The organism is Kribbella sp., from assembly GCF_035687465.1.
Classification (GTDB): Bacteria; Actinomycetota; Actinomycetes; order Propionibacteriales; family Kribbellaceae; genus Kribbella.
On record NZ_DASRXP010000381.1, the window covers coordinates 1 to 26,412 of the forward strand.

General features: G+C 68.3%; 22 protein-coding genes. 9 read left to right on the plus strand and 13 right to left on the minus strand.

Annotated elements, in window-relative coordinates; genetic code table 11:
• Nucleotides 1-645 (minus strand): pirin family protein (locus VFG33_RS20030; protein ID WP_325054436.1); only part of this gene is annotated, 645 nt, incomplete at its 3' end.
• Between the two features lie 114 nt (nt 646-759).
• Here VFG33_RS20030 and VFG33_RS20035 point away from each other — a divergent pair.
• Entirely contained in the window at nt 760-1,098 is a 339-nt protein-coding gene (locus VFG33_RS20035) for a YciI family protein (RefSeq protein WP_325054437.1), read from the plus strand.
• Between the two features lie 17 nt (nt 1,099-1,115).
• Here VFG33_RS20035 and VFG33_RS20040 read toward each other — a convergent pair whose 3' ends face one another.
• Nucleotides 1,116-2,159, minus strand: a complete 1,044-nt coding sequence (locus tag VFG33_RS20040) for a PHP domain-containing protein (RefSeq protein WP_325054438.1) — start codon at nt 2,157-2,159, stop codon at nt 1,116-1,118.
• Between the two features lie 93 nt (nt 2,160-2,252).
• Here VFG33_RS20040 and VFG33_RS20045 point away from each other — a divergent pair, with 93 nt between their 5' ends.
• The 6 genes from VFG33_RS20045 to VFG33_RS20070 all read left to right on the plus strand — a co-directional run bounded on the left by VFG33_RS20045 (nt 2,253) and on the right by VFG33_RS20070 (nt 8,915).
• Nucleotides 2,253-3,497: a PucR family transcriptional regulator gene (locus VFG33_RS20045; protein WP_325054439.1), complete on the plus strand. Its 1,245-nt coding sequence runs from the start codon at nt 2,253-2,255 to the stop codon at nt 3,495-3,497.
• A 78-nt stretch (nt 3,498-3,575) separates the two neighbouring features.
• Nucleotides 3,576-4,766, plus strand: coding sequence for an acyltransferase domain-containing protein (locus VFG33_RS20050; RefSeq protein WP_325054440.1), 1,191 nt, complete (start codon nt 3,576-3,578; stop codon nt 4,764-4,766).
• The gene (locus VFG33_RS20055) at nt 4,766-5,764 is read left to right on the plus strand and encodes a beta-ketoacyl-ACP synthase III (protein WP_325054441.1); all 999 of its coding nucleotides are present in this window, start codon (nt 4,766-4,768) and stop codon (nt 5,762-5,764) included. Before VFG33_RS20050 ends, VFG33_RS20055 begins: the two co-directional genes overlap by 1 nt.
• A gap of 80 nt (nt 5,765-5,844) precedes the next feature.
• Complete coding sequence (locus VFG33_RS20060) at nt 5,845-6,093, plus strand: acyl carrier protein (protein WP_524538138.1); 249 nt, start codon at nt 5,845-5,847, stop codon at nt 6,091-6,093.
• A gap of 109 nt (nt 6,094-6,202) precedes the next feature.
• Complete coding sequence (locus tag VFG33_RS20065; protein WP_325054442.1) at nt 6,203-7,438, plus strand: beta-ketoacyl-[acyl-carrier-protein] synthase family protein; 1,236 nt, start codon at nt 6,203-6,205, stop codon at nt 7,436-7,438.
• Nucleotides 7,439-7,490: 52 nt separating this feature from the next.
• Entirely contained in the window at nt 7,491-8,915 is a 1,425-nt protein-coding gene (locus VFG33_RS20070; protein WP_325054443.1) for an acyl-CoA carboxylase subunit beta, read from the plus strand.
• Nucleotides 8,916-9,181: 266 nt separating this feature from the next.
• On the opposite strand, the gene VFG33_RS20075 is transcribed toward VFG33_RS20070, so the two are convergent.
• The 5 genes from VFG33_RS20075 to VFG33_RS20095 form a co-directional block, all read right to left on the minus strand.
• Nucleotides 9,182-9,679, minus strand: a complete 498-nt coding sequence (locus tag VFG33_RS20075) for a DUF3145 domain-containing protein (protein WP_132193951.1) — start codon at nt 9,677-9,679, stop codon at nt 9,182-9,184.
• A 216-nt stretch (nt 9,680-9,895) separates the two neighbouring features.
• Nucleotides 9,896-10,903, minus strand: coding sequence for a LacI family DNA-binding transcriptional regulator (locus VFG33_RS20080; protein WP_325054444.1), 1,008 nt, complete (start codon nt 10,901-10,903; stop codon nt 9,896-9,898).
• 47 nt (nt 10,904-10,950) lie between these two features.
• Nucleotides 10,951-11,772 carry a carbohydrate ABC transporter permease gene (locus VFG33_RS20085; protein WP_325054445.1) on the minus strand — a complete coding sequence of 274 codons (822 nt, stop codon included), beginning with the start codon at nt 11,770-11,772 and terminating at the stop codon, nt 10,951-10,953.
• A complete protein-coding gene (locus VFG33_RS20090) occupies nt 11,769-12,731 on the minus strand; it encodes a carbohydrate ABC transporter permease (protein WP_325054446.1) in 963 nt (320 codons plus the stop codon). The genes VFG33_RS20085 and VFG33_RS20090 overlap by 4 nt, the downstream gene beginning before the upstream one ends.
• Nucleotides 12,728-14,005, minus strand: coding sequence for an ABC transporter substrate-binding protein (locus VFG33_RS20095; protein WP_325054447.1), 1,278 nt, complete (start codon nt 14,003-14,005; stop codon nt 12,728-12,730). Before VFG33_RS20095 ends, VFG33_RS20090 begins: the two co-directional genes overlap by 4 nt.
• A gap of 327 nt (nt 14,006-14,332) precedes the next feature.
• Here VFG33_RS20095 and VFG33_RS20100 point away from each other — a divergent pair, with 327 nt between their 5' ends.
• Complete coding sequence (locus tag VFG33_RS20100) at nt 14,333-17,521, plus strand: glycoside hydrolase family 9 protein (RefSeq protein WP_325054448.1); 3,189 nt, start codon at nt 14,333-14,335, stop codon at nt 17,519-17,521.
• A gap of 160 nt (nt 17,522-17,681) precedes the next feature.
• Here VFG33_RS20100 and VFG33_RS20105 read toward each other — a convergent pair whose 3' ends face one another.
• From VFG33_RS20105 to VFG33_RS20115, 3 genes are read right to left on the minus strand one after another with little or no spacing between them, the layout of a single operon-like run.
• On the minus strand, nt 17,682-18,635 hold the full coding sequence (locus VFG33_RS20105) for a VWA domain-containing protein (protein ID WP_325054449.1): 954 nt from the start codon (nt 18,633-18,635) through the stop codon (nt 17,682-17,684).
• Nucleotides 18,635-19,594, minus strand: a complete 960-nt coding sequence (locus VFG33_RS20110; RefSeq protein ID WP_325054450.1) for a DUF58 domain-containing protein — start codon at nt 19,592-19,594, stop codon at nt 18,635-18,637. The genes VFG33_RS20105 and VFG33_RS20110 overlap by 1 nt, the downstream gene beginning before the upstream one ends.
• A 33-nt stretch (nt 19,595-19,627) precedes the next feature.
• Complete coding sequence (locus tag VFG33_RS20115) at nt 19,628-20,662, minus strand: AAA family ATPase (protein ID WP_325054451.1); 1,035 nt, start codon at nt 20,660-20,662, stop codon at nt 19,628-19,630.
• A gap of 193 nt (nt 20,663-20,855) precedes the next feature.
• Between VFG33_RS20115 and VFG33_RS20120 the strand changes: the two genes are divergently transcribed.
• Nucleotides 20,856-21,737, plus strand: coding sequence for a hypothetical protein (locus VFG33_RS20120; protein WP_325054452.1), 882 nt, complete (start codon nt 20,856-20,858; stop codon nt 21,735-21,737).
• Here the strand turns inward: VFG33_RS20120 and VFG33_RS20125 are convergent.
• The 3 genes from VFG33_RS20125 to VFG33_RS20135 form a co-directional block, all read right to left on the minus strand.
• Entirely contained in the window at nt 21,734-22,639 is a 906-nt protein-coding gene (locus VFG33_RS20125) for an aldo/keto reductase (protein ID WP_325054453.1), read from the minus strand. The genes VFG33_RS20120 and VFG33_RS20125 overlap by 4 nt on opposite strands.
• A gap of 59 nt (nt 22,640-22,698) precedes the next feature.
• On the minus strand, nt 22,699-25,194 hold the full coding sequence (locus tag VFG33_RS20130) for a LamG-like jellyroll fold domain-containing protein (RefSeq protein WP_325054454.1): 2,496 nt from the start codon (nt 25,192-25,194) through the stop codon (nt 22,699-22,701).
• Between the two features lie 92 nt (nt 25,195-25,286).
• Nucleotides 25,287-26,384 carry a lactonase family protein gene (locus VFG33_RS20135; protein WP_325054455.1) on the minus strand — a complete coding sequence of 366 codons (1,098 nt, stop codon included), beginning with the start codon at nt 26,382-26,384 and terminating at the stop codon, nt 25,287-25,289.
• Between the last annotated feature and the right edge of the window lie 28 nt (nt 26,385-26,412).

A 26,412-nucleotide genomic window follows, 5' to 3' on the forward strand; every position in this document is an offset into this window, starting at 1 on the left:
GAGCGGCAGGGTGACGGTCCGTCCCGGCTCGACGATCACATCCGCCCCGACGAGAGGCGTGTACGCCGGAGCGGGCGAGGTGACTCCGCCGACCGTACCGATCATCACCGTGGCCCGGGCTCCGTCGAGCGTCAGTTCGGGCAGTTCGGCGTACGCGTTGAAGGTCGGCGTGACGGTCGAGCGGACGGAGTCGGGCAGGGCAACCCAAAGTTGGGCACCGTGGAGCATCGGGGGCGCGCTGGGCAGTGAGACCTCGGAGTGGGCGATGCCGTTGCTCGCCGTCATGATGTTGAGCTCTCCGGGCCGGACCATCGCGTGCGAGCCGACGCTGTCGCGGTGCTCGATCTCGCCCTCGAACAGCCAGCTGACCGTCTGCAGGCTGGTGTGCGGATGCGGCGGCACCAACATCCCCGCGGCACCCGGCACGTCGTACGGATCGACGCGCTTGGTCAGGTCGTCCGGGCCGTAGTGATCGGCGAAGCACCAGGCGCCGACCATCCGCCGGTTCTTGTTCGGCAGCAGCCGCCGGACCTTGGTGGTCCGTCCCAGCACCACCTGTCGCGCCTCGAGCAGTTCCAGCACCGGCCCTTCGGCCTCGGAAGACTGATGAACCACCTCGGCCGGATCCTTCTCCAGATCGCTCATAGACCGAGTATGGACGCCTGGTCGTGGAATTCTTGGGGCCGGTGTCGATTCCCGCTCCGGCCGTTCGTGTAGGTGGCAAGGAACGGCTACGAACTCGACGAAGGGAAGACGAAGATGAAGCAATATCTGCTCGCGGTCCAGCATGTCGAAGGAGCACCCGCTCCGATCTCGCCACCGGGCGCGGTGGAGGCCGTGAACGAGGAGATGCGGGCCCAGGGCGTCTGGATGTTCGGCGGCGGTCTGCTCCCGGTGTCCGACTCCTCGGTGGTGCGCATCACCGGCGACGAGGTGCTGATCACCGACGGCCCGTTCACGGAGGCGAAGGAGTACATGGCCGGCTTCTGGGTGATCAGGTCGCCCGATCTGGAGGCCGCGCACGGATGGGCTGCCAAGGCCACCGCGGCCTGCGGGGTGCCGATCGAGGTCAGGCCCTTCGACGACGAAGTTGACTGAGCCCGCGCCCGCGCCACTCAGGCGCGGGCCCAGGCCAGCAATGCGTCCGATTCCCAGGAGTTGATCACGCGGTCTGCCGTGACACCGCACTCCTCGGCCCGCTCGCAGCCGTAGACCTGCCAGTCGAGCTGACCCGGCGCATGCGCGTCCGTGTCGATCGAGAACATGCAGCCGGCCTCGACGGCCAACGCCAGCAGGCGTTTCGGCGGATCCAGCCGTTCGGGCCGCGAGTTGATCTCCACCGCCGTACCGAACTGCCGGCAGGCCTCGAACACCACCTCGGCGTCGAATGCCGACTCCGGCCGGGTCCCCCGATCGCCGGTGATCAGCCGTCCGGTGCAGTGCCCGAGGACGTCGACGTGAGGGTTCGCGATCGCCCGGACCATCCGCTCCGTCATCGGCTCGGAGGCCATCCGCAGCTTCGAGTGCACGCTGGCGACCACGAGGTCGAGCCGGGCCAGGATCTCGGTGTCACAGTCGAGCGACCCGTCGTCCAGGATGTCCACCTCGATCCCGTTCAGGATGGTGAAGCCGTCCAGCTCGTCCGCGAGCTTCTTGTTCAGCTCGCCGACCACCTCGATCTGCTGCAACCGCCGCTCCCGGGACAACCCGTTCGCCACGGTCAATCTCGGCGAGTGGTCGGTGAGCGCCATGTACTTGTGCCCCAACCGGAACGCCGTCCGCGCCATCTCCTCGATCGGGCTACCGCCGTCGGACCACTCGGAATGCAGATGCAGATCCGAGGTCAGTTCGGAGCGCAGCGTAGTACCGGCTTCGGTCAGGGCACCCGCCGCCTGCTCCAGCTTCACCAGGTACGACGGGGTCGCGCCGTCCATCGCCTCCAAGATCACGGCCTCCGTCTTCGGGCCGATCCCCGGCAACTCGGTCAGCGTCCCGGCCCTGCGCCTGGCCCTCACCTCGGCAGTAGGCAGCGCCTCGATCGTGTCGGCCGCCCGCCGATACGCCTTCACCCGATGGGTCGGCTGCCGATCACGCTCCAGGTAGTACCCGATAGCCCGCAGCGCCTCGACCGCGTTCGCCACACCCACCTTGTCGCTCATGCCCCCATCATGACGCCCCGCACCGACCATCCGCCGCAGTCCGGCCGTCCGGCTGAGCCGCAGCGCGCCACTGACTGCGGCTAGGGTCGGGGCGTGGCGGGTAAGCGGACAGCGAAGGTGCTGAGCAGGGCCGAGGTGCGAGCGGCCGCTTTGGCACACGACGCGACCGCGGAGCGGTTGCAGGGTGCGACCGGAGCACTCGCCACCGCCGCGACCGCCGCGATGGACGAGAAGCTGCCGTGGTTCGGCAAACTGTCCGCGCAGGACCGGTCCTGGATCGGACTGGTCGCGCAGTCCGGCATCACCGCCTTCGTCGACTGGTTCCGTGATCCCGAGGCGCACTCGTCGATGCCGACCCGGATGTTCGGCTCGGCACCGCGTGAGTTCACCCGGGTGATCTCGCTGCACCAGACCGTCGACCTGGTCCGGACCACGATCGAGATGATCGAGAACACCATCGGCGACCTGCTGCCCGAGGACGACGTCCCGGTGGTCCGCGAGGCGATGCAGCGCTACGCCCGCGAGGTCGCCTTCGCCGCTGCCACCGTCTACGCCCAGGCCGCCGAGATGCGCGGCGCCTGGGACGCCCGGCTGGAAGCGCTGGTCGTCGACTCGGTGATCCGCGGTGAAGCCGACGAATCCGTCCGCTCCCGCGCCTCCGCGCTCGGCTGGACCGGCTCCGGTACGTCGGGGTCGTCGGACGTCGCCGTGGTCGTCGGAAGGGCACCGGCGGCGGAAACCGGCAGCGCGAACGTCTCGGACATGGTCCGGCACGCGGCCCGCGAGGCCGGTGCCGACGCACTGTGCGCGATGCAGGGCGATCGGCTGGTGATAGTACTCGGGGGTACGAGCAAACCTGTCGAGATCGTACAAAAACTCGCCGGATTCTTCGGACCGGGTCCGATCGTCGTCGGCCCGGCCGTGCGGGACCTGATGGCGGCGGTCACGTCGGCCCGGGCAGCGGTCGCCGGACTCCGCGCGGCGCCCGCCTGGCCGGGTGCTCCAAGGCCGGTCCAGGCCGACGAACTGCTGCCCGAACGGTCACTGTCCGGCGACGGTCATGCCCGCCGCCAACTGGCCTCCGACGTCTACGGCCCGCTCACAATGGGCGATGGGGTGCTGCTGGACACCGTTTCGGCGTACCTGGACTCCGGTGGTTCCATCGAGGCGACGGCCCGGGCGATGTTCATCCACGCCAATACCGTCCGGTACCGGCTGAAGCGTGTGGGGGAAATCACGGGCTACTCCCCGACGAATCCCCGCGACGCTTTCACACTGCGTGTCGCACTGACCCTGGGCCGCCTGCTCAACCCGGAGCCCGGTTCGTACACTTTGTAGGATTCCTACAAAAGCGGGCCGGTAGAATTCGTGCGGCTGCCCGGCCCACGAACGTCCCGGCTCAGGGAGAGTTGTCCCGTGCTCGTCATCGTCGCGCCCGGACAGGGCGCCCAGACCCCAGGTTTCCTCGAGCCCTGGCTCGAGGACCCCGTCTTCGAGAACCGGCTCAACTGGCTGTCCGCGGTGGCCGGCCTCGACCTCGTCCACTACGGCACGAAGGCCGACGCCGACACGATCCGCGACACCGCGATCGCGCAGCCGCTGCTGGTCGCCTCCAGCATGCTGGCCGCGCTCGCGGTCTTCCCGCACCCCGGCGACGCGTTCACCAAGATGGGCGCGCTGGCCGGCCACAGCGTCGGTGAGATCGCCGCTGCCGTCGGTGCCGGCGTGATCAGCGCCGAGCAGGCGATGGTCCTGGTCCGCGAGCGCGGCAAGGCGATGGCAGCTGCCTCGGCCGCGACCGCCACCTCCATGACCGCGGTGCTCGGCGGAGATCGCGACGAGGTGCTGGCCAAGCTCGTCGAGCACGGCCTGACCGCCGCGAACGACAACGGCCCCGGTCAGATCGTTGCCGCCGGCACGGTCGAAGAGCTGGCCGCACTGGCCGCCGACCCGCCGGCCAAGGCCCGGTTGGTCCCGCTGTCCGTCGCAGGTGCCTTCCACACCAAGCACATGGAGCCGGCCGTCCAGACGCTGGCCGGCTACGCCCGGTCCATCACCACCCACGACCCGCGCTCGCGACTGATCTCGAACCGCGACGGCCAGATCGTGCACGACGGCCGCGACGTCCTGAGCCGGCTGGTCCAGCAGGTCAACGCGCCGGTCCGCTGGGACCTGTGTATGCAGACGATGGCCGACCTACAGGTGACCGGCATCCTGGAGATGACCCCGGCCGGCACGTTGACCGGGATCGCCAAGCGGGCGCTGAAGGGTGTCGAGACCTTCGCGCTGAAGACGCCCGATCAGCTGGACGATGCCCGCGCCTTCGTGGACAAGCACGGCAGCCCCTCGGAGATCAACGCCTCCCCGACCTGGCGGCTCCTGGTCGCCCCGATGAAGGGCACGTTCACCCGTGAGGCGAACGTGCCCCGTGAGCCCGGCGACACGGTCGAGGCCGGTGAGGTGGTGGCGATGGTGAAGAGCTTGCGCGACGAACTCGAAGTACGGGCTCCGCATGGGGGCATCGTGGTCGAGTGGCTGGTGGAGGAGGGCGACCCGGTCGCCCCAGGTCAGCCGCTGGTCCGCCTGCACCCGAGCGCGGTGAACTGATGAACGCGCAGATCACGCCGTCCACCGGCGCCACCCACACCGCGGTCCTCGGCATCGGCGCCTACCGCCCGCGCCGGGTGGTGCCGAACTCGGAGATCCTCGAGCACATCGACTCCAGCGACGAGTGGATCCAGACCCGCTCCGGGATCAAGGAGCGGCGCTGGGCCGAGCCGGACGAGACCGTACTGATGATGTCCACGCACGCCGCCAAGGCCGCGCTGGAGGACTCGGGGGTCGACCCGGCGCAGGTCGGCTGTGTCATCGTCGCCACCGTCACGCACCTCTACCAGACCCCCGCGATCGCGACCCAGATCGCGGTGGCGGTCGGCGCTCCGACCGCGGCCGCGTTCGACGTCTCGGCCGCCTGCGCGGGGTTCTGCTACGGCATCGCGATGGCCAGTGACCTGATCCGCGGCGGCAGCGCGAAGTACGTGCTGGTGATCGGGGTCGAGCGACTGAGCGACATCACCGACCGGACCGACCGCGGTACGGCGTTCATCTTCGCCGACGGCGCGGGGGCTGCCGTGGTCGGGCCGTCCGAGCAGCCGGGCATCGGCCCGGTGGTGTGGGGATCCGACGGCACCCAGCACGAGGTGATCAGCCAGAAGGAGTCCTGGCAGGAGGCGGCCGGCAGCTACAACTGGCCGAACCTGCGGATGGACGGCAACCCGGTGTTCCGGTGGGCCTCGTTCGAGATGGCGAAGACCGCACAGCAGGCGCTGGACGTGGCCGGGGTGAAGTCCGAGGACCTCGACCTGTTCGTGCCGCACCAGGCGAACATGCGGATCACCGACGCGATGCGTCGCGCGCTGAAGCTGCCCGAGCATGTCAAGGTTGCTCGTGACATCGAGCGGCAGGGCAACACCTCGGCCGCCTCGATCCCGCTCGCGCTCACCGCGATGCGGGACAGCGGCGAAGCCAAGAGCGGCGATCTCGCTCTCATCATCGGCTTCGGCGCGGGCCTGGTCTTCGCCGCCCAGGTGATCCGGCTCCCCTAACAGAGATGTCCGGGAACGGCTCAGGTGGCCGGTCCCGGCGAACCCCAGCAGCAGCAGAAATCCGAAAGGGAAACGAACTGATGGCCAGCACCGAAGAGATCCGCTCCAACCTCGCCGAGATCGTCAACGAGATCGCGGGCATCCCGGTCGAGGACGTCCAGCTGGACAAGTCCTTCACCGACGACCTCGATGTCGACTCGCTCTCCATGGTCGAGGTCGTGGTGGCCGCCGAGGAGAAGTTCACCGTGAAGATCCCCGACGACGAGGTCAAGAACCTGAAGACCGTCGGCGACGCGGTGGCGTTCATCGAGCGCGCCCAGAACGGCTGATCCACGCCGTTGCCATCGTGCTGGGGCTCACCGGATCTCAGAGTCCGGTGAGCAACCGCTCCGGCTAGACCTTCCATCACCCGCTCTCACCCCGAAGGATGAGGTAACCATGTCGAAGACCCGAGTCGTCGTCACCGGGCTCGGAGCCACGACTCCGGTCGGAGGCGACGTCGCCAGCACTTGGGACGCGCTGTTGGCCGGCCGGTCGGGCGCGAAGCTGCTGACCGCTGACTGGGTCGAGGAGCTGCCGGTGAAGATCGCCGCTCCCGCCGCGGTCGAGCCGACCGAGGTGATCGAGCGGGTCAAGGCCCGCCGGCTGGACCGCAACGCCCAGTTCGCCATCGTCGCCGCCCGGGAGGCCTGGGCCGACTCCGGCCTGGCCGACGTGGAGCTGGACAAGACGCGGCTCGGCGTGGCGATCGCGACCGGCATCGGCGGCCTGCTCACCACCCTGACCAACTACGACGCGCTGAAGACCAGCCCGCGCCGGGTGTCGCCGCTGGCGATCCCGATGCTGATGCCGAACTCGGCCGCCGCCAACGTCGGCCTCGAGCTCGGCGCGCTGGCCGGCGTGCAGACGCCGGTCTCCGCCTGCGCCTCGAGCAACGAGGCCATCTCGCTGGCCGCCGACCAGATCCGGCTCGGCCGCGCCGACATCGTGGTCGCCGGTGGCGCCGAGGGGTCGATCGCCGGACTGCCGCTGGCCGCGTTCGGCCAGATGATGGCGCTGAGCAAGCGCAACGACGACCCCGAGCGCGCATCCCGGCCGTGGGACGTCGATCGCGACGGCTTCCTGCTTGGTGAGGGCGCCGGCGTCCTGGTCCTGGAGAAGTACGAGCACGCGATCGCTCGCGGCGCGAAGATCTACGCCGAGTTCGCCGGCGCCGGTATCACCGCCGACGGCCACGACATCGTGCAGCCCGACCCGACCGGTTCGGGCGCCGAGCGCGCGATGAAGCAGGCGCTACGCGAGGGCGACCTCGCCACCGGCGACATCGTGCACATCAACGCCCACGCGACCTCCACCCCGGCCGGCGACGTGGCCGAGTCGGTGGCGATCCGCAAGGCACTCGGTAGTGCGGCGGACCACGCGGTCGCGACCGCGCCGAAGTCGATGATCGGTCACCTGCTCGGTGCGGCCGGTGCGGTCGAGTCGATCGCCACCGTGCTCGCCCTGCACCACCGGCTGGTACCGCCGACCATCAATCTGGACAAGGTCGATGACGGGGTCGATCTCGACATCGCGACCGAGCAGCGCAAGCTCGGTGACGGGGACATCGCGGCACTGAACAACTCCTTCGGCTTCGGCGGCCACAACGTCGCCCTCGCCTTCAAAACAGTCTGAAGCTTCAACCTCAGTCTGCTGCCGTCAGTCCGTCTGATCCGGGAGGACCCCTGTGACCACTGCCCCCGTCAAACCGGCGAAGCTGCCCCGTGAGCAGGATCCCCGCAACCCGTTCAGCCGGCTGACCCAGCTGCTGGACCCGGGCACCCTCGAGCTGATCACCCCGGACGACCTGTCCGGCATGCTCGCGGTCCGCGGCACCATCGCCGGTGCGCCGGTGGTCGCCTTCTGCTCGGACGCCACGGTGATGGGTGGCGCGATGGGCGACGAGGGCTGCGAGGTCGTGGTCAAGGCCTACCAGGTCGCCCGCCAGGAGGAGCTGCCGATCATCGGTCTGTGGCACTCCGGCGGCGCCCGGCTGGCCGAGGGCGTGCTCAGCCTGCACGCCGTCGGCCGGATCTTCTACGAGATGACGCAGGCCTCCGGGAAGATCCCGCAGCTCTCTGTGGTGCTCGGTCCGGCGGCGGGCGGCGCGGCGTACGGACCGGCGCTGACCGACATCGTCATCCTCGGCCCCGAGGGCCGGATCTTCGTCACCGGTCCGGACGTGGTTCGCTCGGTCACCGGTGAGGACGTCGACATGCTGCGCCTCGGCGGTCCCGAGCCGCACGGCCGGCGCTCCGGCGTCGTGCACATCACCACCGACTCCGAGGCCGCCGCGATCGAGAAGGCCCGTCAGCTGGCCGACCTGTTCTCGAACCAGGGCGACGTCTCCAGCGACGTGCCGGACACCGACCTGTCCGGGCTGCTGCCCGAGTCGGCCAAGCGCGCGTACGACGTTCATCCGCTGGTCGGTGGGGTGCTCGACGAAGGGTCGGGGGTCGAGCTGCACCAGCGGTGGGCCCCGAACATCGTCACCACGCTCGGCCGGCTCGGTGGGCGGACCATCGGCGTGATCGCGAACAACCCGCTCCGGCTCGGCGGCTGCCTCGACGCGCTGAGTGCGGAGAAGGCGGCCCGCTTCGTCCGGATGTGCGACGCGTTCGGGATCCCGATGGTCGTGCTGGTCGACGTCCCCGGCTACCTGCCCGGTGTCGGTCAGGAGTGGGACGGCGTCGTACGGCGTGGCGCTAAGCTGCTGCACGCCTTCGCCGAGTCGGTCGTACCGCGGGTCACCCTGGTGACCCGGAAGACCTACGGCGGCGCCTACATCGCGATGAACGCTCGATCGCTGGGTGCGACAAGGGTGTTCGCCTGGCCGCGGGCCGAGGTGGCCGTGATGGGCGCGATCGCCGCGATCCGCATCCTGCACCGTCGCAAGCTGGCCGAGGTTGCGCCCGAGCTGCGTCCCCAGGTCGAGGCCGAGCTGGCCGCCGAACACGAGAAGATCGCCGGCGGGATCGAACGAGCCCGCCAGATCGGCGTCGTCGACGAGGTCGTCGAGCCCAGCGCCACCCGCTCCGCCCTCGCCGCCGCGATCGCCCTCGCCGAGTCCACCGGCCGGGTTCGCGGCCACCACGGCAACATCCCCCTGTAGAGACGCCTTACGTCCGAAGACCCGGGGGGCCTGCCCCTCGGGTCTTCGGACGTTAGCAAGATGAAAGGGCGCGAACCGTGAGGTTCGCGCCCTTCAAGTGGTGCGGCCGCTGTTTCTGACTACCGGGGGTGTCCCGACACCCGGTGGCCCAGCGGCCACGGTCCTTTTCCCACCCTGGTGGAATGTCTGACACCTAGCATCGTAGAAAAGTTCGGAGAAAGCTCTCAGCGGAACTGCTTTCTTCTGAAGTTCTCAGGATCGCGCTCTCACACCACCTGATGTAGCCAGCGGACTGGCGCGCCGTCGCCGGCGTACCGGAACGGTTCGAGCTCGTCGTCCCAGGGACGGCCGAGCAGCCGCTCGACCTCCTCGGTCAGATCTGCCTCGCCACTGGCGGCCTTGAGCATCGCTGCCTTCAGCCGCTCTTCCGGCACCATGATGTCGCCGTGCACCCCGGTGGTCGCATGGAAGACACCGAGAGTCGGCGTGAAGGAGTACCGCTCGCCTTCGACGCCGTTGCTCGGTTCCTCGGTGACCTCGAAGCGCAGCTTCTGCCAACCGCGAAGAGCGGACGCCAACTTCGCCGCCGTGCCGGCTTCCGCCTGCCACGACAGCTCTGCCCGGTAAGTCCCCTGGGCCGCTGGCTGCGGGGTCCAGTCAAGCTTCACGGGCACACCAAGGATGCCGCCCGCTGCCCACTCGACATGCGGGCACAACGCTGACGGCACCGTGTGGACGTAAAGAACGCCACGAGTCGTCGCCACCGGACCTCCTGTGCTCGAGGGGCGCCTTCCCCAGCGTTCTCGAACACGGCCTCGAAAGTCCGGCAACAGCTAGTACATAGTGCACCACCGACCCCACCAACACCAGCAACCTCGCCGTGTCAACTACATCACCGTCGTGTCGCGATCCAGCCCGTACTCCGTACACCGGCCTTCCCCACCCCACCACCCCGGTCAGGCGAACCGTCCGGCGGGGCCTCAGGCTGAGTCGCGGAGGACCAGGCGGGTGGGGAGGATGAGGGGGCTTGGGTGGTCTCCGGACATGAGCGACAGGAGCATGCGGGCCATTTCTCGGCCGAGGGCGTGGATGGGCTGGTTGATGGTGGTTAGGGGTGGGACGGTGTGGCGGGCGCTGGGGAGGTCGTTGAAGCCGACGATGGCGACATCGGCCGGGACTGAGCGACCGGACTGGGCCAGGGTTCGGAGTGCGCCTACTGCCATTTGGTCGGAGGCGATGAAGACTGCGTCGAGGTCGGGGGTTCGTTCGAGCAGACGGCTCATGGCGAGGCTGCCGCCGTCCTCGCTGAAGTCGCCGTGGTCGATCAGGGAGCTGTCCAGTCCGGCGACTGCCAGTGCGTCCTGGAAGCCCTGGAGTCGCGCCATCCCAGCACCTTCGTCCAGGCGGCCGGTGATGGTGGCGATCTTCCTCCGCCCCGCCTTCACCAAGTGCTCGGTTGCCAGTCTCGCTCCACCACGGTTGTCCGCGTCGACGTAGTACCGGGGCTCGAAGTTCAGGGGGCGGCCACCGAAGACGACCGGGACCGAGGCGCGGTCCGCGAGGGCCGCCAGCGGGTCGTCGCCGTGCAACGACATCAGCATCACGCCGTCGGCCTGGTGGGTCCGCAGAAGCTGTTCGAGGCGGGCCTGACCGCGGGTCGAGGTGGCGAGCGACAGCATCAGCTCGAGGTCGGTCTCCTCCAGGACGGAGTTCACCCCGACCACCACCTCGGCGAAGAACGGGTCGGCGAACATCGCCGGGTCGTCCCCCGAGATCGCCAGCACGACGGCTCCGACCTGCTGGGTGGCGAGCGCCCGGGCCGTTGCGTTGGGCACGTATCCCAGGTCGTCGACGGCGCGCCGTACGGCCTCGCGCTTGGCGCGGCTGACGTGTGGCGCGTTGTTGATCACGCGGGAGGCCGCCGACCTCGACACACCGGCGCGCTCGGCGACCTCGTCGAGTGTCGGCTGCCGCCTGGGTGCATCCACCTGGTCGTTCTCCTTCGTCGACGGGCCTGGGCGAAAGGGTAACGCGCTCACGAGCGGACAGCGCCGTCCATGATGCCGCTGACGATCTGGCGGCCGAACAGGATGAACACCACCAGCAGCGGCACGGTCGCGATCAGCGTGCCGGAGAACATCAGCGTGTAGTCGGTGTAGTACTGCGTCGCCAGCTGGCTGAGCGAGAACTGCACGGTCGGGTTGTCCGCCTCCAGGATCGCCAGCGGCCAGAGGAACTCGTTCCAGGTGCTCATGAACGTGAACAACCCCAGTACCGCGGCTCCGGGCCGGAGTGCGGGTGACACCACCCGGACGAACAACCCGAACGTGCTGCACCCATCCAGCCGGGCTGCTTCGATGAGCTCATCCGGTACTGCGCGTTCGGCGTACTGGCGCATCAGGAAGACACCGAAAGCGGAGACCAGGAACGGCACGATCACGGCCTGCAACTGGTTCTGCCAGCCCAGCTTCACCATCACCATGTAGAGCGGCACGATCCCCATCTGGACCGGGACCATCATGGTCGCGAGGACCGTCAGCAGCAACGCGTTCCGGCCGCGGAACCGCAGTTTGGCGAAGGCGAAGCCGGCCAGCGACGAGAAGAACACCACGGAAACGGTGACGGCGATCGACGCGATCATCGAGTTGATCAGGCCGAGGGCGAAGTTCGCCTGCTCCGCACCGAACAGGCGGCGGACGTTCTCGGCCAGGTTGCCGCCGGGCACGAGCGGTGGTGGCATCTGCCCGATCACGTCGTTCGAGCGGGTCGCGACTACGAAGAGCCAGTAGAGCGGGAAGACTGACAACACCAGGCTGACCAGCAATGTCAGGTAGACCAGGCTGTTGCCGCGCCTCATTGAGTGCCTCCTCTGAGCCGGCGCGCGATCAGCGCGTTCGCGATCCCGGCCACCACGGTCAGCAGGAAGATCATCCAGGCGATCGCGGACCCGTAGCCGTAGTCGAAGTTCTGGAAGCTCTGCTCGAACATGTACATCGCCACGGTCTGGAACTGCCGCAGACTGCCGCCCGAGATGTCGCCCTGACCGAACAGCAGCGGCTCGGTGAACAGCTGCATCCCGCCGATCGTGGACATCACCACGGTGAAGATCAGGGCGGGCCGGATCAGCGGCACGGTGATCGCCCGGAACTGCTTGATCGCGCCGGCGCCGTCGAGCTGCGCCGCTTCGTACAGATCCTTGGGGATGGCCTGGATCGCGGCCAGGTAGATGAGTGCGTTGTAGCCCGTCCAGCGCCAGTTGACCATGCTCGCGACAGCGATCCAGGACGAGCCCTTGCTCGCCTGCCAGTCGATCGGGCCGACGTCGAACAGCCCGAGCACCCCGTTGACCAGGCCGGCGTCACGGCTGTAGAGCTGGCCGAACACGATGGCGACCGCCGCGACCGAGGTGACGATCGGGGCGAGGACGCCGAGCCGGAACAGCATCAGCGCGCGGATCGGCCGGTTCAGCAGCCCCGCGATGACGAGGGCGAAGAACAACTGCGGCACGGTCGACAGCACGAACAGGCCGACCGTGTTCAGCATCGCGTTCCAGAAGTCAGGATCGCTCAGCAGCCGCGAGTAGTTCGCCAGGCCGACGAACCCCGCGTCACCCGTCAGATCCCACGACCGCAGCGAGACCCAGGCCGTGTAGAGCAGCGGGAAGAACCCGAACAGAGCGAACAGGACGAAGAAGGGCGCGATGAACAGGTACGGCGAACCGTGCAAGTCCAGGCGGCTCCGCCAGCCGGGTCTGGTGGCCCGGACCGGCGCGGCTGTACTCCGCCGCACCGGTCCGGGTGTCAGGGTGGCGGTCACTTCTCGACGGCCCGCTTCGCGTCGCTGATCGCCTTCGTCCAGGCCTCGTCCGGCTTGAGCTTGCCCTGCTCGACCGCGGTCAGCGCGTCACCGATGCCGTCTCCGACGACCTGGTTGTCCGGGCCGAGGTAGACCGGCTGCAGGCTCTTCGCGGACTGGCCGAAGATCTTGCCCACCGGCGCGTTGTTGAAGTACGTGTTGACGGCGCTGGAGACCGCCGGGTCATCGATCGCCTGCGGGGACGACGGGAAGTTGTTCTTCGCCTTGAACGCGGCGGTCTGACCCGCCGGGTTGGTCAGGAACTTCGCCAACTCGGCCGCTTCCTTCGGATGCTTGCTCTGAGCCGGTACTGCGAGGAACGAGCCGCCGCGAACCGCGCCCTCACCAGGCACCCGGGCCACGTCCCACTTGCCCGCGTTCTCCGGACCGGCCTGGTCCTTGATCACGCCGAGCATCCACGCCGGGCACGGGATGGTCGCGAAGCTGCCCTGTTTGAAGCCCGCGTTCCAGGCCGGGCTCCACATCTGGATCTTGCCGGAGAGCCCCGCGTCGATCATCTTGATCGTCTGGTCCCACGCCGTCCTGACCCCCGGGTTCGTGTCGACGATCAGCTTGTTCTCGCGATCGAAATAGGTCTGATCGCCCTGCTGCATCAGGATGTTCTGGTAGACCGGTCCGGCCGTGTCGAAGAAGCTCACCCCGGCACCGGCCGCCGCGAAACGCTTGCCGGTGGCAAGGTAACCGTCCCAGGTCGGCCAGAGCTCGCCGACCTTCGCGCGATCGGTGGGCAGACCGGCCTTGGCGAACAGGTCGGTGCGGTAACACATGCCCTGGGCCCCGATGTCGGTGCCGAGCCCGACCAGCTTCTTGCCGTCCGGAGTCAGCGCCTGGTTCCACTTCCACTCCAGGAAGTTGGCCTTCAGGTCGCCGGCCCCCTGGTCGAGCAGGTTCACGAACTGGTCGGGCTTGCCCATCAGCTTGACCAGGATGCCCTCCTCCAGCGCGACCACGTCGCCGGCGCCGCTGCCCGCGGTCAGCCACTGCTGCAGCTTCGGCGTGTAGTCGGCCAGTTTGGCGATGTTCTCCTGTTTGATCTTGATGCCCGGATGCGACCCCTCGTACTGGGTGACCAGGTCGTCGTAGCCGAACTGCCCGAAGGTCTTGACGGTGAGCGTGACGGTGCCGCCGGCCGCGTCGTCGGTGGCATTGCCGCCGCAGCCGACCGCCAGCAAGGCGGTGGCGACGGTGACAGCAAGCGCTTTCCCAAGCCTCATGATTCTGGCCCCTCCTCCGGGCCGGCACCGCTGGGTGATTCGAAACTGGAAGCGCTCCCAGTACGGCGGACGCCGAGGCCACGGTGACGCCGCTGAGTCAGCGCCGGCCGGGTTCCACTAAAGCTGAGGGGCGGCTAATCGGAACCAGAACTGGGAGCGCTTCCAGCCGACCATAGGGCACGCGTCGGCGGTTGGGAAGACCTCATTTCCGGCAGGTTTCAGTCTTGACACGCCCCGATCACGTCGGCACCATGCGGAAGGACGCCGCTGGATCGATGGCCAGAACTGAGAGCGCTACCAGCGCATTCCCATCGCGGAGGCACGCCAATGTTCTTCATCCGCCCAGCCCTTGCCCTGCTCCTGATCACTCCCCTGCTCGCCGTCACCGCAACGGCGGCGGCCACCGGCGACCCGCCGTACGAGCGGATTCTGAACGGGACCTTCGACGCCGGCAGCAAGAGCCCGTGGTGGAGCAGCGGCAGCACGCCCTCCGCGGTCACCGACGGCCGGCTGTGCGCGCAGGTCCCGGCCGGCACGGTGAACGTGTGGGACGCGATGATCGGCCAGGACGACGTGCCGTTCGAGGCGGGTCAGCCGTACACGCTGCGGTTCGACGCGTCCGCGACCCAGACCGTCGACATCCGGGCGGTCGCGCAAATGGCGGCGGTGCCGCGGACGACGGTGATGAACAAGGGCGCCAAGGTCACCACGTCCCCGCAGACGTTCACCTTCACCAGCACGTCGACCGTGACGGACACCCACGGCCAGGTGTCCTTCCAGGCCGGCGGTCCACAGGGTGGGGTCGCCGCGGCGTTCACGTTGTGCCTGGACAACATCTCGTTCGTCGGCGGGATCGTGCCACCTGGTGGGGTACGGGACCTCGGCTCACCTGTCCGGGTGAACCAGCTCGGCTATCTCGGCGACGGGCCCAAGCGGGCCACCTACGTGACGGACGCGACCGAGCCGCTCGAGTGGCGGCTGCTGGATTCGCAGGACCGCGCGGTGAGGACCGGTCGGACCAAGCCGTACGGCGCGGATGCGATGTCCGGTGACAACGTCCAGCTGATCGACTTCGACAAGTATCGGGGCACCGGCCAGGGATACCGCCTTGCGTTGGGCGACCAGGTGAGTGAGCCGTTCGACATCGGTGACGGGGTCTACCAGCCGCTCCGGGACGACGCGCTCGAGTACTTCTACCAGAACCGCAGCGGCATCCCGATCGAGTCGGCCTACGTGGGTGACGGCTATGCGCGAGCGGCCGGACACCTCGGGGTCGCGCCCAACAAGGGAGACATCTCGGTCCCGTGCTTCCCGGGGACGTGCTCGTACAGCCTCGACGTACGGGGTGGTTGGTACGACGCGGGCGACCACGGCAAGTACGTCGTCAACGGGGCGCTCGCGGCCTGGCAGTTGCTCGACCTGTACGAGCGGTCCGCCACGCATCGGGACCAGGGGACGGCCGACGGCACGCTCCGGATTCCCGAGGCGGGCAACGGCGATCCCGACGTACTGGATGAGGCGAAGTGGGAGATCGACTTCATCCTCCGGATGCAGGTTCCTGCCGGGCAACCGCTGGCAGGCATGGTTCACCACAAGATCCACGACGTGAAGTGGACCGGGCTGCCGCTGGCGCCTGCAGCCGATCCGCAGCAGCGGTATCTCTATCCCCCGTCCACCGCGGCCACGCTCAACGTCGCAGCTGTCGGTGCGCGGTGTGCACGCGTCTACGCCAAGTGGGACAAGGCGTTTGCGAGCCGGTGTCTCAAGGCTGCTGAGACGGCTTGGAAGGCGGCTCAGGCGCATCCCGCGGTCTACGCCCCGGACGGCGGCGAGGGCGGCGGTGCGTACGACGACACCAAGGTGACCGATGAATTCTCGTGGGCCGCGGCCGAGCTCTTCGGCGCCACCGGCAAGTCGGCGTACAAGAAGGCGATCACGACCCAGCTGAAGGCTGCGGACGGGTTCTCGTGGCAGGAGACCGGCGGGCTTGCCGATCTCGCACTTGCTCGCGTGCCGCAACGGCTGTCGTTGCTGGAGCGGTTGAAGCTGGTGCTGCGGATCAGCAAGGTCGCCGATCAGTACGCCGCTGATCTCCGGGCGCAGGGGTATGCGAATCCCTATCTGCCGGATGACGGGAAGTACGTCTGGGGCTCGAACAGTGCGGTCGCGAACAACTCGATGATCATGGCAACGGCTTACGATCTGACCGGTCGGGACAGCTACCGTGAGGCGGCGCTGGAGTCCCTCGACTATCTGTTGGGGCGGAATGCGATCAATCAGTCGTATGTGACGGGGTACGGCGAGCGGGCCAGTCATAACCAGCATCACCGGTTCTGGGCGCATTCGTTGGACCCGACGCTGCCGTCGCCGGCCCCTGGATCGCTGGCGGGCGGTCCGAATTCCGGGCTGCAGGATCCTGTTGCCCAGCGCAACCTCCAGGGGTGCATGCCGGCGACCTGCTATGTCGACGAGATCGGTTCGTACTCCACCAACGAGGTCGCGGTGAACTGGAACTCGGCCCTCGCCTGGATCACCGCCTTCGCCGACGCCGAGGGCAGTACTACGGGTTGGTGGCCGGCCGCATCCGGCGCCGGCGCTCCCGCGGCTGCTGCTCCGGCCAGGGTGCTGGCGAGTCCGATCGAGCTGACCAGCGGGTTCTATGTGGACCCGAACTCCACCCCTAAGACCTGGGTGAACGGTCATGGCAGTGATTCGCGGGCGAGCACGATCAACACCAACATCGCCTCGCAGCCGATGGCGAAGTGGTTCGGCAACGTCAGTGGGACGACCATCGGTGCTGCTGTCGGTGCCTTTGTCGGGGCGGCCGACAACGCGGACAAGTTGCCGATCCTGGTGGCGTACAACCTGCCGGGCCGGGACGCGTGTGGCGGTCATTCCGGGGGTGGGGCGGGATCACCCGCGGCGTACCGGACGTGGGTCTCGGCGTTTGCGGACTCGATCGGGACCAGGCCCGCGGTGGTGATCGTGGAGCCGGACGCGCTCGGGGACTTCGAGTGCATGGATGCCGCGGCCATTGCCGAGCGCAACGGAATGTTGACGTTCGCGCTGCAGCAGTTCCGGGATCGGGCACCGAACACGTGGGCGTATCTCGATGCGGGCAACGCCGGCTGGGTGGCGGCGGACACGATGGCGCAGCGGTTGCAAGGTGCTGGTGTGTCGGCTGGGCGTGGGTTCGTGGTGAATGTGTCGAACTACTACACGACGAGTGCGTCGACCACGTACGCGAATAACGTGCGGAGCAGCCTGTCGAGTCGCTACGGCTACACCAAGCCGTTCGTGGTCGACACGAGTCGCAACGGGAACGGGTCGAACGGGCAGTGGTGTAACCCGGCCGGGCGCAGGCTGGGCTCGACGAGTCAGGTGGGCGGTGGCGCGGAGATGCTCCTCTGGGTCAAGGTCCCCGGCAACTCCGACGGCCCCTGCGGAACAGCCCCCACCACCCCCGCAGGCCAGTTCAACCCCGACCTCGCAGTACGCCTCATCAACGGCACGTAGCAGTTCGCCTCACCGCGGCGCCCCCTGGTGCACCGTTCATTCGCCCCCTTTTCACCCTTTCCGCGGTCTGTACCTGACCCGCCGACCTAAGGGGTGAAAAGGGGGCGAATGAACGGAAGGTGAGGGTGGGCGCCGGCCTTCACCGGGAGCTGGTGGTCGCTTAGGGGAAGCGGGAGGCTAGGGCTATGCAGGCGCCGGCGGCGGCGAGGGTGAAGAGCATGGCGATGCCGGCGAATCTCGACGTCACCTCTTTGTCGACCTTGTCGTAGCCGACCGAGGAGCCGATGTCCTTGTAGACGTCCTCGAGCTCGCCCGCGGACTCCGCTGTGTAGGCCTCGCCGCCGGTGATCTCGGCGACGGTGCGCAGCTCGGCGCGGTCCGGGGGGACGCGCTGGCGGATGCCGTCCATCTCGATGAAGCCGGAGTCGGTACCGAAGGTGATCGTGTAGACCGGTGTGTTCTTCGCCTTCGCGGCCTGAGCACCTTCCTGCGCCGTCCGGCCGACCGTCCGCTTGCCATCGGACAGCAGCACGATGCGGGCCGGGGCAGGGTCGTTCGGGTGCTCCGGGTCCGGCGGGACCTGGGTGAGCGCCTGCAGCGAGGTGAAGATGCCTTCACCGGTCGCAGTCGACTCGGCCAGCTCCAGACCGTCGATCGACCGCTGCACGGTCGCCCGGTCGGTGGTCGGCGGCACGATGATCGAGGCCGTACCGGCGAAGTTCACCAGCGCCACGTTGAACTTGGCCGGCAGCTGGTTGACGAAGTTCTTGGCCGACTTCTTCGCGGCCTCGAGCCGGTTCGGGTCGACGTCGGTCGCCATCATCGACAGCGACACGTCGATCGCGACCACGATGGTGGCCCGCTCGCGCGGCACCTTCACCTCGGCCTTGGGCTGGGCGAACGCGAGGATGCAGGAAGCCGTCGCGAGCAACGCGAGGACGACGGCCAGATGCCGGCGCCACTGCGGCCGGCGCGGCGCGACCCGGTCCAGCAGCGCGATGTTCGTGAAGCGCAGCGCGTACTGCGCGCGCCGGTGCTGGAGGTAGATGTATCCCGCGACGACGAGCGGGATGAGCAGCAGGAACCACAGTCTGGCCGGAGACAGGAACTCCATCAGCGAGCCACTCCCTTCGGCGGTTGGTGCAGGCGCGGTGCCACTCGCCGGTAGGCGAGGACGAATCGCACGGTGTCGGCGACCCAGTCGCGGTCGGTCCGCAGGACCAGATGTCCAGCACCTACCCTACGCAAGGCGGTCCTGGTTCGTTCCCGCTGTGCCAGCGCGGCCGCGGCGTACTCCTCGCGGACCTTGCGCTTGCGGGTGTCGATCTCGCGGATCGCGCCGGTCTCCGGGTCACCGATCAGCACCACCCCGATGTTCGGCAGTTCCAGCTCGCGCGGGTCGACGATCTCCACGGCCAGGACCTGGTGCTTGGCCGTCAGCTTGCGCATCGACCGCTCCCAGGAGGGCTCCATCCGGCTGTCGGTCTCGCCGTCCTCGGGGGTGAGGAAGTCGGACACGATCACCCGCAGACCCCGCTTGCGCTGCATCCGTGCCATCGAGTCCAGCGCGCCGGCCAGGTCGCTACGGGCCTGGGTCTCGCCGCTGTCCTTCTCGGCCAGCAGCGCCCGGAGCAGCCCGTACAGCGCCAGCCGCCCGGAGCGGGCGGGCCAGCGGCGCAGGGTGGAGTCGCGCAGCATCAGGCCGCCGAAGCGGTCACCGAGCCGATGCGTCAGGAACCCGATGGTCGCGACCGCGGCGACCGCGAGTTCGCGCTTCTCCAGGACCGAGGTGCCGAAGTCCATCGAGGCGGACAGGTCGACCAGGGCCCACGTCTCCAGCTCCCGGTCGGCGATCAGGTCCCGCACGTGCGGGACCGTAGTACGGGCTGTCACTGCCCAGTCCATCCGGCGGACGTCGTCGCCGACCTGGTACTCGCGGGCCTCGGCCAGCTCCGTGCCCGGGCCGGGCAGCAGACCGAGATGCTCACCGTGCAGATAGCCCTCGAGCCGCCGGACCACCGTGAGCTCGAGCCGCCGCAGGGCACGTTCGGGAGCGAGCTGCGAGATCGTCATCGCAACCCGCGGGTCAGGTCGGTTGGCCATACGTCAGACGAACTCTGGTCGGCCGTTGCCGTCGTTGCCGTCGCGCCAGACGGGCTGCGGGGGCGGCACGGTGGCGAGGATGCGCTCGATCACGGCGCGCGGGTCGATGTTGTCCGCGACCGCGTCGAAGGTCAGGCCGAGCCGGTGTCCCATCACGTCGAGGGCGACCGTCTGGACGTCGCTCGGCAGCAGGTAGTCGCGGCCGTGGATCAGCGCGAGCCCACGGCCGGCCGAGACCAGGCCGAGGGTGGCTCGCGGGCTGACCCCGAGCTCGATGATCGGCTCCAGGTCGGGCAGGTGGAAGTCGGTCGGCGTCCGGGTCGCCATCACCAGGCGCACCGCGTACTCCGCGACCAGGTTGTGCACGAAGACCTGTTCGGCCGAGCGCTGCAGCTCCATGATCGTCTCGGGCTTCAGCACCTGCCGCGGCTGCGGCGGATCCACGCTCATCCGGCGGAGGATCTCGAACTCCTCGTGCCCGCGCGGGTGCGGCACGTCGATCTTGACCAGGAACCGGTCCCGCTGCGCCTCGGGCAGCGGGTAAACGCCCTCGGACTCGATCGGGTTCTGGGTCGCGATCACGATGAACGGCTTCGGCATCGGGAAGGTCTGGCCGCCGATCGACACCTGCCGCTCGGCCATCAGCTCCAGCATCGCCGACTGCACCTTGGCCGGGGCCCGGTTCACCTCGTCGGCGAGGACGAAGTTCACGAAGGTCGGCCCGAGCTCGATGTCGAACGCCTCACGGGTCTGCCGGTAGATCCGGGTCCCGACGATGTCGGACGGGACCAGGTCGGGAGTGAACTGGATCCGCGCGAACGAGCCGCCGACCACGGAGGCGAAGGTCCGGACGGCGAGCGTCTTGGCGACACCGGGCACGCCCTCGAGCAGACAGTGCCCCTTCGCGAGCAGCGACACCATCAGGGTCTCGACCATGTGTTCCTGGCCGACAATGACCCGTTTGACCTCGGTGATGGCCTCGCTGACCAGGTGGGACTGCTGGGCCACTGACCCTGCCGGCACAGTGGTTTCGGTCATACCTGTCCTTCCGGGGTCCTGCTGCTGCGGACCTTAGGTGCTCGGGAACTGCCGCCATTCCATCAGATCGCAAGGTCCGGGCAGCAGCGCGCCCCGCCCGGGTACCCTCCTATCCTGCCCACCCGCCCAAATCAGAACCACCTGTCGGGGTTCGGGCGACATCGCTACCACCGATGTGGTGGGATTGGTTCTGATGACCGCGATCGACTCCCGCTCCCCAGCGCCACCGGCCGTGGCGCCGGTCGGCGTGCCCGCGCGGGCGATCCCGGACGCGCTGCCGCTGATGCCGGAGGATCCGCCCAGGGTCGGCGAGTTCTGGCTGCGCGGGCGGCTGGGCGCGAACGCGGCCGGCTACCTGTACACGGCGAGTGACGACACCGGCCGCGGCGCTGTGGTCGCCATGATGACCGAAGGTTCCGCCGACGACGCCGCGGCGCGGGATCGGTTCGTCCAGGCGGTCGAAGCGATCCCCGCCGAAGCGGTGCTGGCGCACAACAACTCGGACGACGACGACCTGGCGCTGTGGGTCGCGGTCGGCCCGGTCCGCGAGGACGACGGCTCCAGTTCGGCCGCCGACGAGCGGCTGATCGCCGAGCGCCGGGGTGAAGAGATCCTGTCCGCGGTGCTGATGGACCGGATCCCCCAGGTCGGCCGGTTCCGCGGACCCGACTTCCGGCACCACTGGGAGAACCGCCGCCGCCCGGGCCTGTTCCGGATCTGGCCTCTCCCCTGGCCCGCCGTACTACGCCCCGCGTCGCGGGTGGCGCTGATCCTGTCGCTGTTGGCGATGGCGGTGATCATGGCGCTCGCAGTACTGATCGCGTGGCTGCTGTTCCGCAACTCGCCTGAGGTGGACCCGGGACCGGTCATTCCGGACCCGAGCGGCACGACGACGGTCACGGTGACGCCGACGACGCCGCCACCGGGTACTGGTTCGCCGACCACGGGACCGGGGACTGGATCTCCCAGGCCGTCGGGGACGACGCCGAGCCCCGGCGGCACGATCACAGGCCCCTTCCCCACCAACTCTCCCGGCGACCCGCAAACCCCGGCCGACCCAGGTGACCGCTTTTAGCGTTCCGGCAATGTGATCAGCTTGGCGAGGTCCGGATCGCGCCACAGCGTGGCCGGCACAGGCTGTCGGACCAGGGCGGCATCGGCCCGGATCTCGGCAGGGCTGGCCGCACCGATCAAGACCGACGTGACCGCGGGATGCCTACTGGGGAAGGCGAGAGCGGCCTGCGGCACCGATACGCCGTACCGCTCGCAGACGGCCGAGATGCGGCGGGCGCGGATGGTCAGCGGATCACTTGATTGCTTGGACTGGTCTGGCTGAAGGACATGTCGGGTCAGTACTCCGGACGCGATCGCGGCGACCCCGCGCGCCTCACAGCGATCCAGCAGCGGCAACGCGGACTGGTCCAGCAACGAGAACTGCCCTGCGATCACTACCGCATCGATCTCGGTGTCCCGGACGAACCGGTCGAGCAGTTGCCAATCGTCCATCGCCGCACCCAGCGCACTGATCACCCCTTGCTCGCGCAGTTCCAGCAGCGCCGGACAGGCCTCGTCCATCGCCTGCTGCCACAGCTCCCCCGGCTCGTCGATGAAGACCAGGTCGATCTCGCTGACGGCGAGCCGGTCGAGGCTTTCGCTGAGCGATTGCCTGATGCCGGCCGCGGAGAAGTCAGCGTCGCCGGTGACGAGCCGGCCGACCCTGGTGGACACCAGGAACTCCCCGCGCGGGTGGCGGGCGAGCGCAGTACCGAGGCGTCGTTCGGAACGGCCGGCACCGTAGTGCGGTGCCGTGTCGAAGAACCTGATGCCGGCCTGGTACGCCGCGTCCACGGTCGCCGTCGCGACCGCGTCACCGTCGGGACCCGGCAGCTCGCCGATCGGCGAACCGCCGAGCCCGAAGCGGGGTGGCCGGAACCGGATCGTGGTCCGCGGCGACAGGTTACGGCTGGGAGCGGTCATCTCTACCAGGATCGGGGTTCTGCGACGTCCTCGCACCTCGACTGGCCGCTCCCGAGCCGTCAGCGCCCCGAGTCGTACAGGCTTCTCACCTCCGCCGAGTCGAGCGCGCGGTCGAACAGGTGGACCTGGTCAACGGTCCCGTCGAGGTGGTCCACCTCGTTGCCGCCGAACTTGGCGCGACCGATCACCGTGTTCCCGGTCGAGGTGGCGTCCAGGCTGCACGCGCTCTTGGTGGCGACCAGTTCGCCGTCGACGTAGAGCCTCAGCTCTCCCTTCGCAGCATCCCGTACGCCGGTCAGGTGGTACCACTGGCCCGGGTTCGGCTTGGTCGGCGCGAGTGCGCGTTGTCCGGGGAAGCTCATCGCGAACCGCTGGTCCTGGCCGGAGTACTGCAGGAAGAACGCACTGTCGCGGTCGCCGTCCTGACTCACCACGGTCTGGAACGACCCGTCGGCCTTATTCAGCTTCACCCAGGCGGCCGCGGTGTAGTTGCCACTGGTGTCGAGCAGCTGGGCATTCGTATCGACGAACTGGCCGGATCCGTTCAGTGCAACGCCTTGCGCGTTCTTGCCCGCGACAAAGGTCGCACCGTTCTTGAGGGTTGCGTCGTTGTTGCCGACGGCGTCTTCCGCAGTACCGTCGAGTGGATAGAAATGGATGCCGTCGGCACCTGGTGTGCCCGGCGGCAGGGGCGGACCGGAGCTGCCGGTGCCGTCCGCGCCGGCGATGATCGACTTGTTCACCGCCAGGACCTGGGCAGTGTCCATCTTGCTGACCTGGCGGTCGTAGGTGAAGAAACCGTTCAGCTCGCCTTCGACGTCCGTGATCTGGGTGTAGACCGATCCGCTGATCCCGCAGGAGTTGGCCGAGCGCAATACGTCGCGCTGATTCTCGACGTACCGGCGGGTGAGGGTGGTCTTGTCGGGCGTCATCTCGTACGCGAAACCATCGCCGAACCACATGTGGTCCGGTGTCTTCAGTCCGAATCCGCCATGCTCGCCGTCCACCGCGACCCGCTCACCAGCGGGCGCCGAGGTCGCCGGGCCGAGGTAGGCGTGGTGGTCGATCATGTCGCCGCGGCCGGAGTCGCCCTTGGAGTTGCAGCAGTTCATCCCGCTGTGGGCGTTGACCAGCCGGGACGGGTCCTGCTGCTTGACGGAGTCGGCGATCCGGCCCGTGTCGGCCAGGTTCCACTCACCCCAGCCCTCGTTGAACGGCACCCAGGTGGTGATCGAGGTGAAGCTCTTGTGCTCCTCGACCATCTCGTGCAACTCGGCCTCGAACTGGGCTCGCCAAGGCTCGGGCATCGCATCGGTCTTCGAGGCCGGCATGTCCTGCCAGACCATCAAGCCGAGCTTGTCCGCGTGGTAGTACCAGCGATCCGGTTCGACCTTGATGTGCTTGCGGACGGTGTTGAAACCGAGTTCCTTGTGCTGCTCGAGGTCGAACCGCAGCGCCTCGTCGGTCGGCGCGGTGTTCAGTCCGTCCGGCCAGAACCCCTGGTCGAGGGTGGAGAGGTTGAACAGGATCTTGCCGTTCAGCGCGAGCCGGAGCTTGCCGTCGGCCCCTTTCACCTTGCCGACCGACCGCATCCCGGAGTACGAGCCGACCTGGTCGACGGTCCGGCCGCGATCGATCAGTTTCACCTTCAGGTCATAGAGGAACGGGCTGTCCGGCGACCACAACTTGGGGTTCTTGATCGAGAGCTTCAGCTCGGTGTCAGCCTTGCCTCTGACCGTTGCGACCTTCCGTTTGCCGTCGTACGCCGTGACCTCGACGTCGAGACCGGCTGGTCCGCTGGTGTCGGCGGTGACTTTCAGCGAGCTGGTCCCGAGCTCCGGGGTGAGTTGGAGGCGGTCGATCGACGAGGTGTTCACCGGCTCCATCCAGACGGTGCGCCAGATGCCGGAGCTGCCCTGGTAGAAGATCCCGTGATCGCCCACCTCGCGCTGCTTGCCGATCGGCTGGAACGTCTCGTCGGTGAGGTCCTCGGCCCAGACGATCAACTCCTGCGGGCCGGAGCGATGCAGAACATTCGTCACGTCCACGTCGAAACCGTCGTAGCCACCGCGATGCGTGGCGACCTGGCGACCGTTGACCCACACCTTCGCGTCGTAGTCGACGGCACCGAAATGCAGCAGGAGCCGCTGGCCTCTCCAGTTGTTCGGCACGGTGAAGGTACGGCGGTACCACATCCGATCCTCATGCCTCTGGATGCCGGAGAGCGCTGACTCGATCGGATACGGCACGAGCACCTGCTCGGCCAGTGATCTCCCGATCGGCGGTGCTTCTCCCGGGGTGGCCGCGGCGAACTGCCAGAGGCCGTTGAGGTTCTGCCAACGGTCTCTGGTCAGCTGTGGACGTGGGTACTCGGGCAGGGCGTTGGTCGGGGAGACGTCGGCGGTCCATGGGGTTGTCAGCGGCGGGGTGCCGACTTGCCAGCCAGTCGTCTGGTCGGTTGCGGCTTGGGAGTTCCCAGCCGCGAGGGCGGTCGTCGCGAGCAGGCCGGCGGCCAGCAGCACGCTCAGCCGTCGGCGATGTGTTCTGAGCAGCATGGAGCAGTCCTTCCGGGGCGGGAAAGGTCTGTTCCATGGAAACGTTTTCAACACAGAGAAGCAAGATCTCGCTCAAGATCAAACAAGTTTGCTCAGGCCGGCAGCGTGCAGACAGGAACCGGCGTCCCGAACGTGGTCGCCGGCGTCAAGGTCCCAGTCTGTTGATCTCTGTGAAAAGTGGTGATCGCGTTCGACCGCTGGTTCGCCACGAACAGGAGGTTCCCGGTCGGGTCGAGGGTGCAGTGGCGGGGCCAGTCGCCGCCACAGGACGGGGTCGCCTGCAGCCGGAGAATCGCTCCCTCGGACTCGACGGCGAAGACCGCGATGCTGTTGTGGCCACGGTTCGTGAGGTAGACGAACCGGCCGTCCGCCGAGACGATCACCTCGCCCGGGAAGTTCTGCGGCGACCCCGCCGGCACGGTCGACAGCGTCGCACCGGGGGTCAGTTGGCCGGTGGCTCCGTCATAGCCGCAGATGGCGATCGTGCTGTCCAACTCGTTGGCGACGTAGGCGTAGCGGCCGGACGGGTGGAAGGCCAGGTGCCGCGGGCCGGAGCCGGCCTTCAGGGTGGCCTGGGAGCGCTGGGTCAGCTTCCCGGCGTCGAGGGTGTAGGTGTAGACCGAATCGGTGCCGAGATCGACCGCCAGGATGTACTTGCCGGCTTCGATCACCTGATGGGCGTGGGGCTGCGCGCCGACGTGCTTCACCAGATCGGTCCGGGTTCCGAGGCTGCCATCGGGATTGACCGGGTGCACAGCGACGTCACCTGAGCCGTAGTTCGCGCTCAGCAGGTACTTGCTATCGGCAACGAGGGCGAGATGGCACGGCGCGGAACCACCTGTGGGCTGGCGGTTGAGCACGCGAAGCTTGCCTGGGGCATCCACTGCCACGGCTGTCACTCCCCCACCCGTCTGCTCGTTCACGGCGTACAGGTTCCGGCCGGACGGCGAGAGGACGAGGAACGACGGATCGTCGACTCCGGTCAGTACGCCGGTCGAGGTGATCGCGCCGGACTGAGCGTCGTACGAGGCGAGTCCGATCCCGGTTCCACCGCCTGACTGGGAGGTGTAGGTGCCGAGGTAGAGGGTGTTGCCCTCGCGGCGTGCTGCTGCGGCTGGGGTGATTCCGACTGCTGCGCTACCGATGGCTGCAGCAGAGAGTCCTAGGAAACGACGGCGGCTCGTACCCATGACACTTCCTCCGAGTTGTGTGATCGTC

What these genes read in the sequence shown, in the direction of transcription:
- VFG33_RS20040 (WP_325054438.1), bottom strand. Translation starts at nt 2,159, where the DNA reads ATGAGCGACAAGGTGGGTGTGGCGAACGCGGTCGAGGCGCTGCGGGCT.
- VFG33_RS20085 (WP_325054445.1), bottom strand. Translation starts at nt 11,772, where the DNA reads ATGAGGCGCGGCAACAGCCTGGTCTACCTGACATTGCTGGTCAGCCTG.
- VFG33_RS20035 (WP_325054437.1), top strand. Translation starts at nt 760, where the DNA reads ATGAAGCAATATCTGCTCGCGGTCCAGCATGTCGAAGGAGCACCCGCT.
- VFG33_RS20100 (WP_325054448.1), top strand. Translation starts at nt 14,333, where the DNA reads ATGTTCTTCATCCGCCCAGCCCTTGCCCTGCTCCTGATCACTCCCCTG.
- VFG33_RS20125 (WP_325054453.1), bottom strand. Translation starts at nt 22,639, where the DNA reads ATGACCGCTCCCAGCCGTAACCTGTCGCCGCGGACCACGATCCGGTTC.
- VFG33_RS20055 (WP_325054441.1), top strand. Translation starts at nt 4,766, where the DNA reads ATGAACGCGCAGATCACGCCGTCCACCGGCGCCACCCACACCGCGGTC.
- VFG33_RS20130 (WP_325054454.1), bottom strand. Translation starts at nt 25,194, where the DNA reads ATGCTGCTCAGAACACATCGCCGACGGCTGAGCGTGCTGCTGGCCGCC.
- VFG33_RS20135 (WP_325054455.1), bottom strand. Translation starts at nt 26,384, where the DNA reads ATGGGTACGAGCCGCCGTCGTTTCCTAGGACTCTCTGCTGCAGCCATC.
- VFG33_RS20095 (WP_325054447.1), bottom strand. Translation starts at nt 14,005, where the DNA reads ATGAGGCTTGGGAAAGCGCTTGCTGTCACCGTCGCCACCGCCTTGCTG.
- VFG33_RS20120 (WP_325054452.1), top strand. Translation starts at nt 20,856, where the DNA reads ATGACCGCGATCGACTCCCGCTCCCCAGCGCCACCGGCCGTGGCGCCG.
- VFG33_RS20105 (WP_325054449.1), bottom strand. Translation starts at nt 18,635, where the DNA reads ATGGAGTTCCTGTCTCCGGCCAGACTGTGGTTCCTGCTGCTCATCCCG.
- VFG33_RS20115 (WP_325054451.1), bottom strand. Translation starts at nt 20,662, where the DNA reads ATGACCGAAACCACTGTGCCGGCAGGGTCAGTGGCCCAGCAGTCCCAC.
- VFG33_RS20060 (WP_524538138.1), top strand. Translation starts at nt 5,845, where the DNA reads ATGGCCAGCACCGAAGAGATCCGCTCCAACCTCGCCGAGATCGTCAAC.
- VFG33_RS20065 (WP_325054442.1), top strand. Translation starts at nt 6,203, where the DNA reads ATGTCGAAGACCCGAGTCGTCGTCACCGGGCTCGGAGCCACGACTCCG.
- VFG33_RS20110 (WP_325054450.1), bottom strand. Translation starts at nt 19,594, where the DNA reads ATGACGATCTCGCAGCTCGCTCCCGAACGTGCCCTGCGGCGGCTCGAG.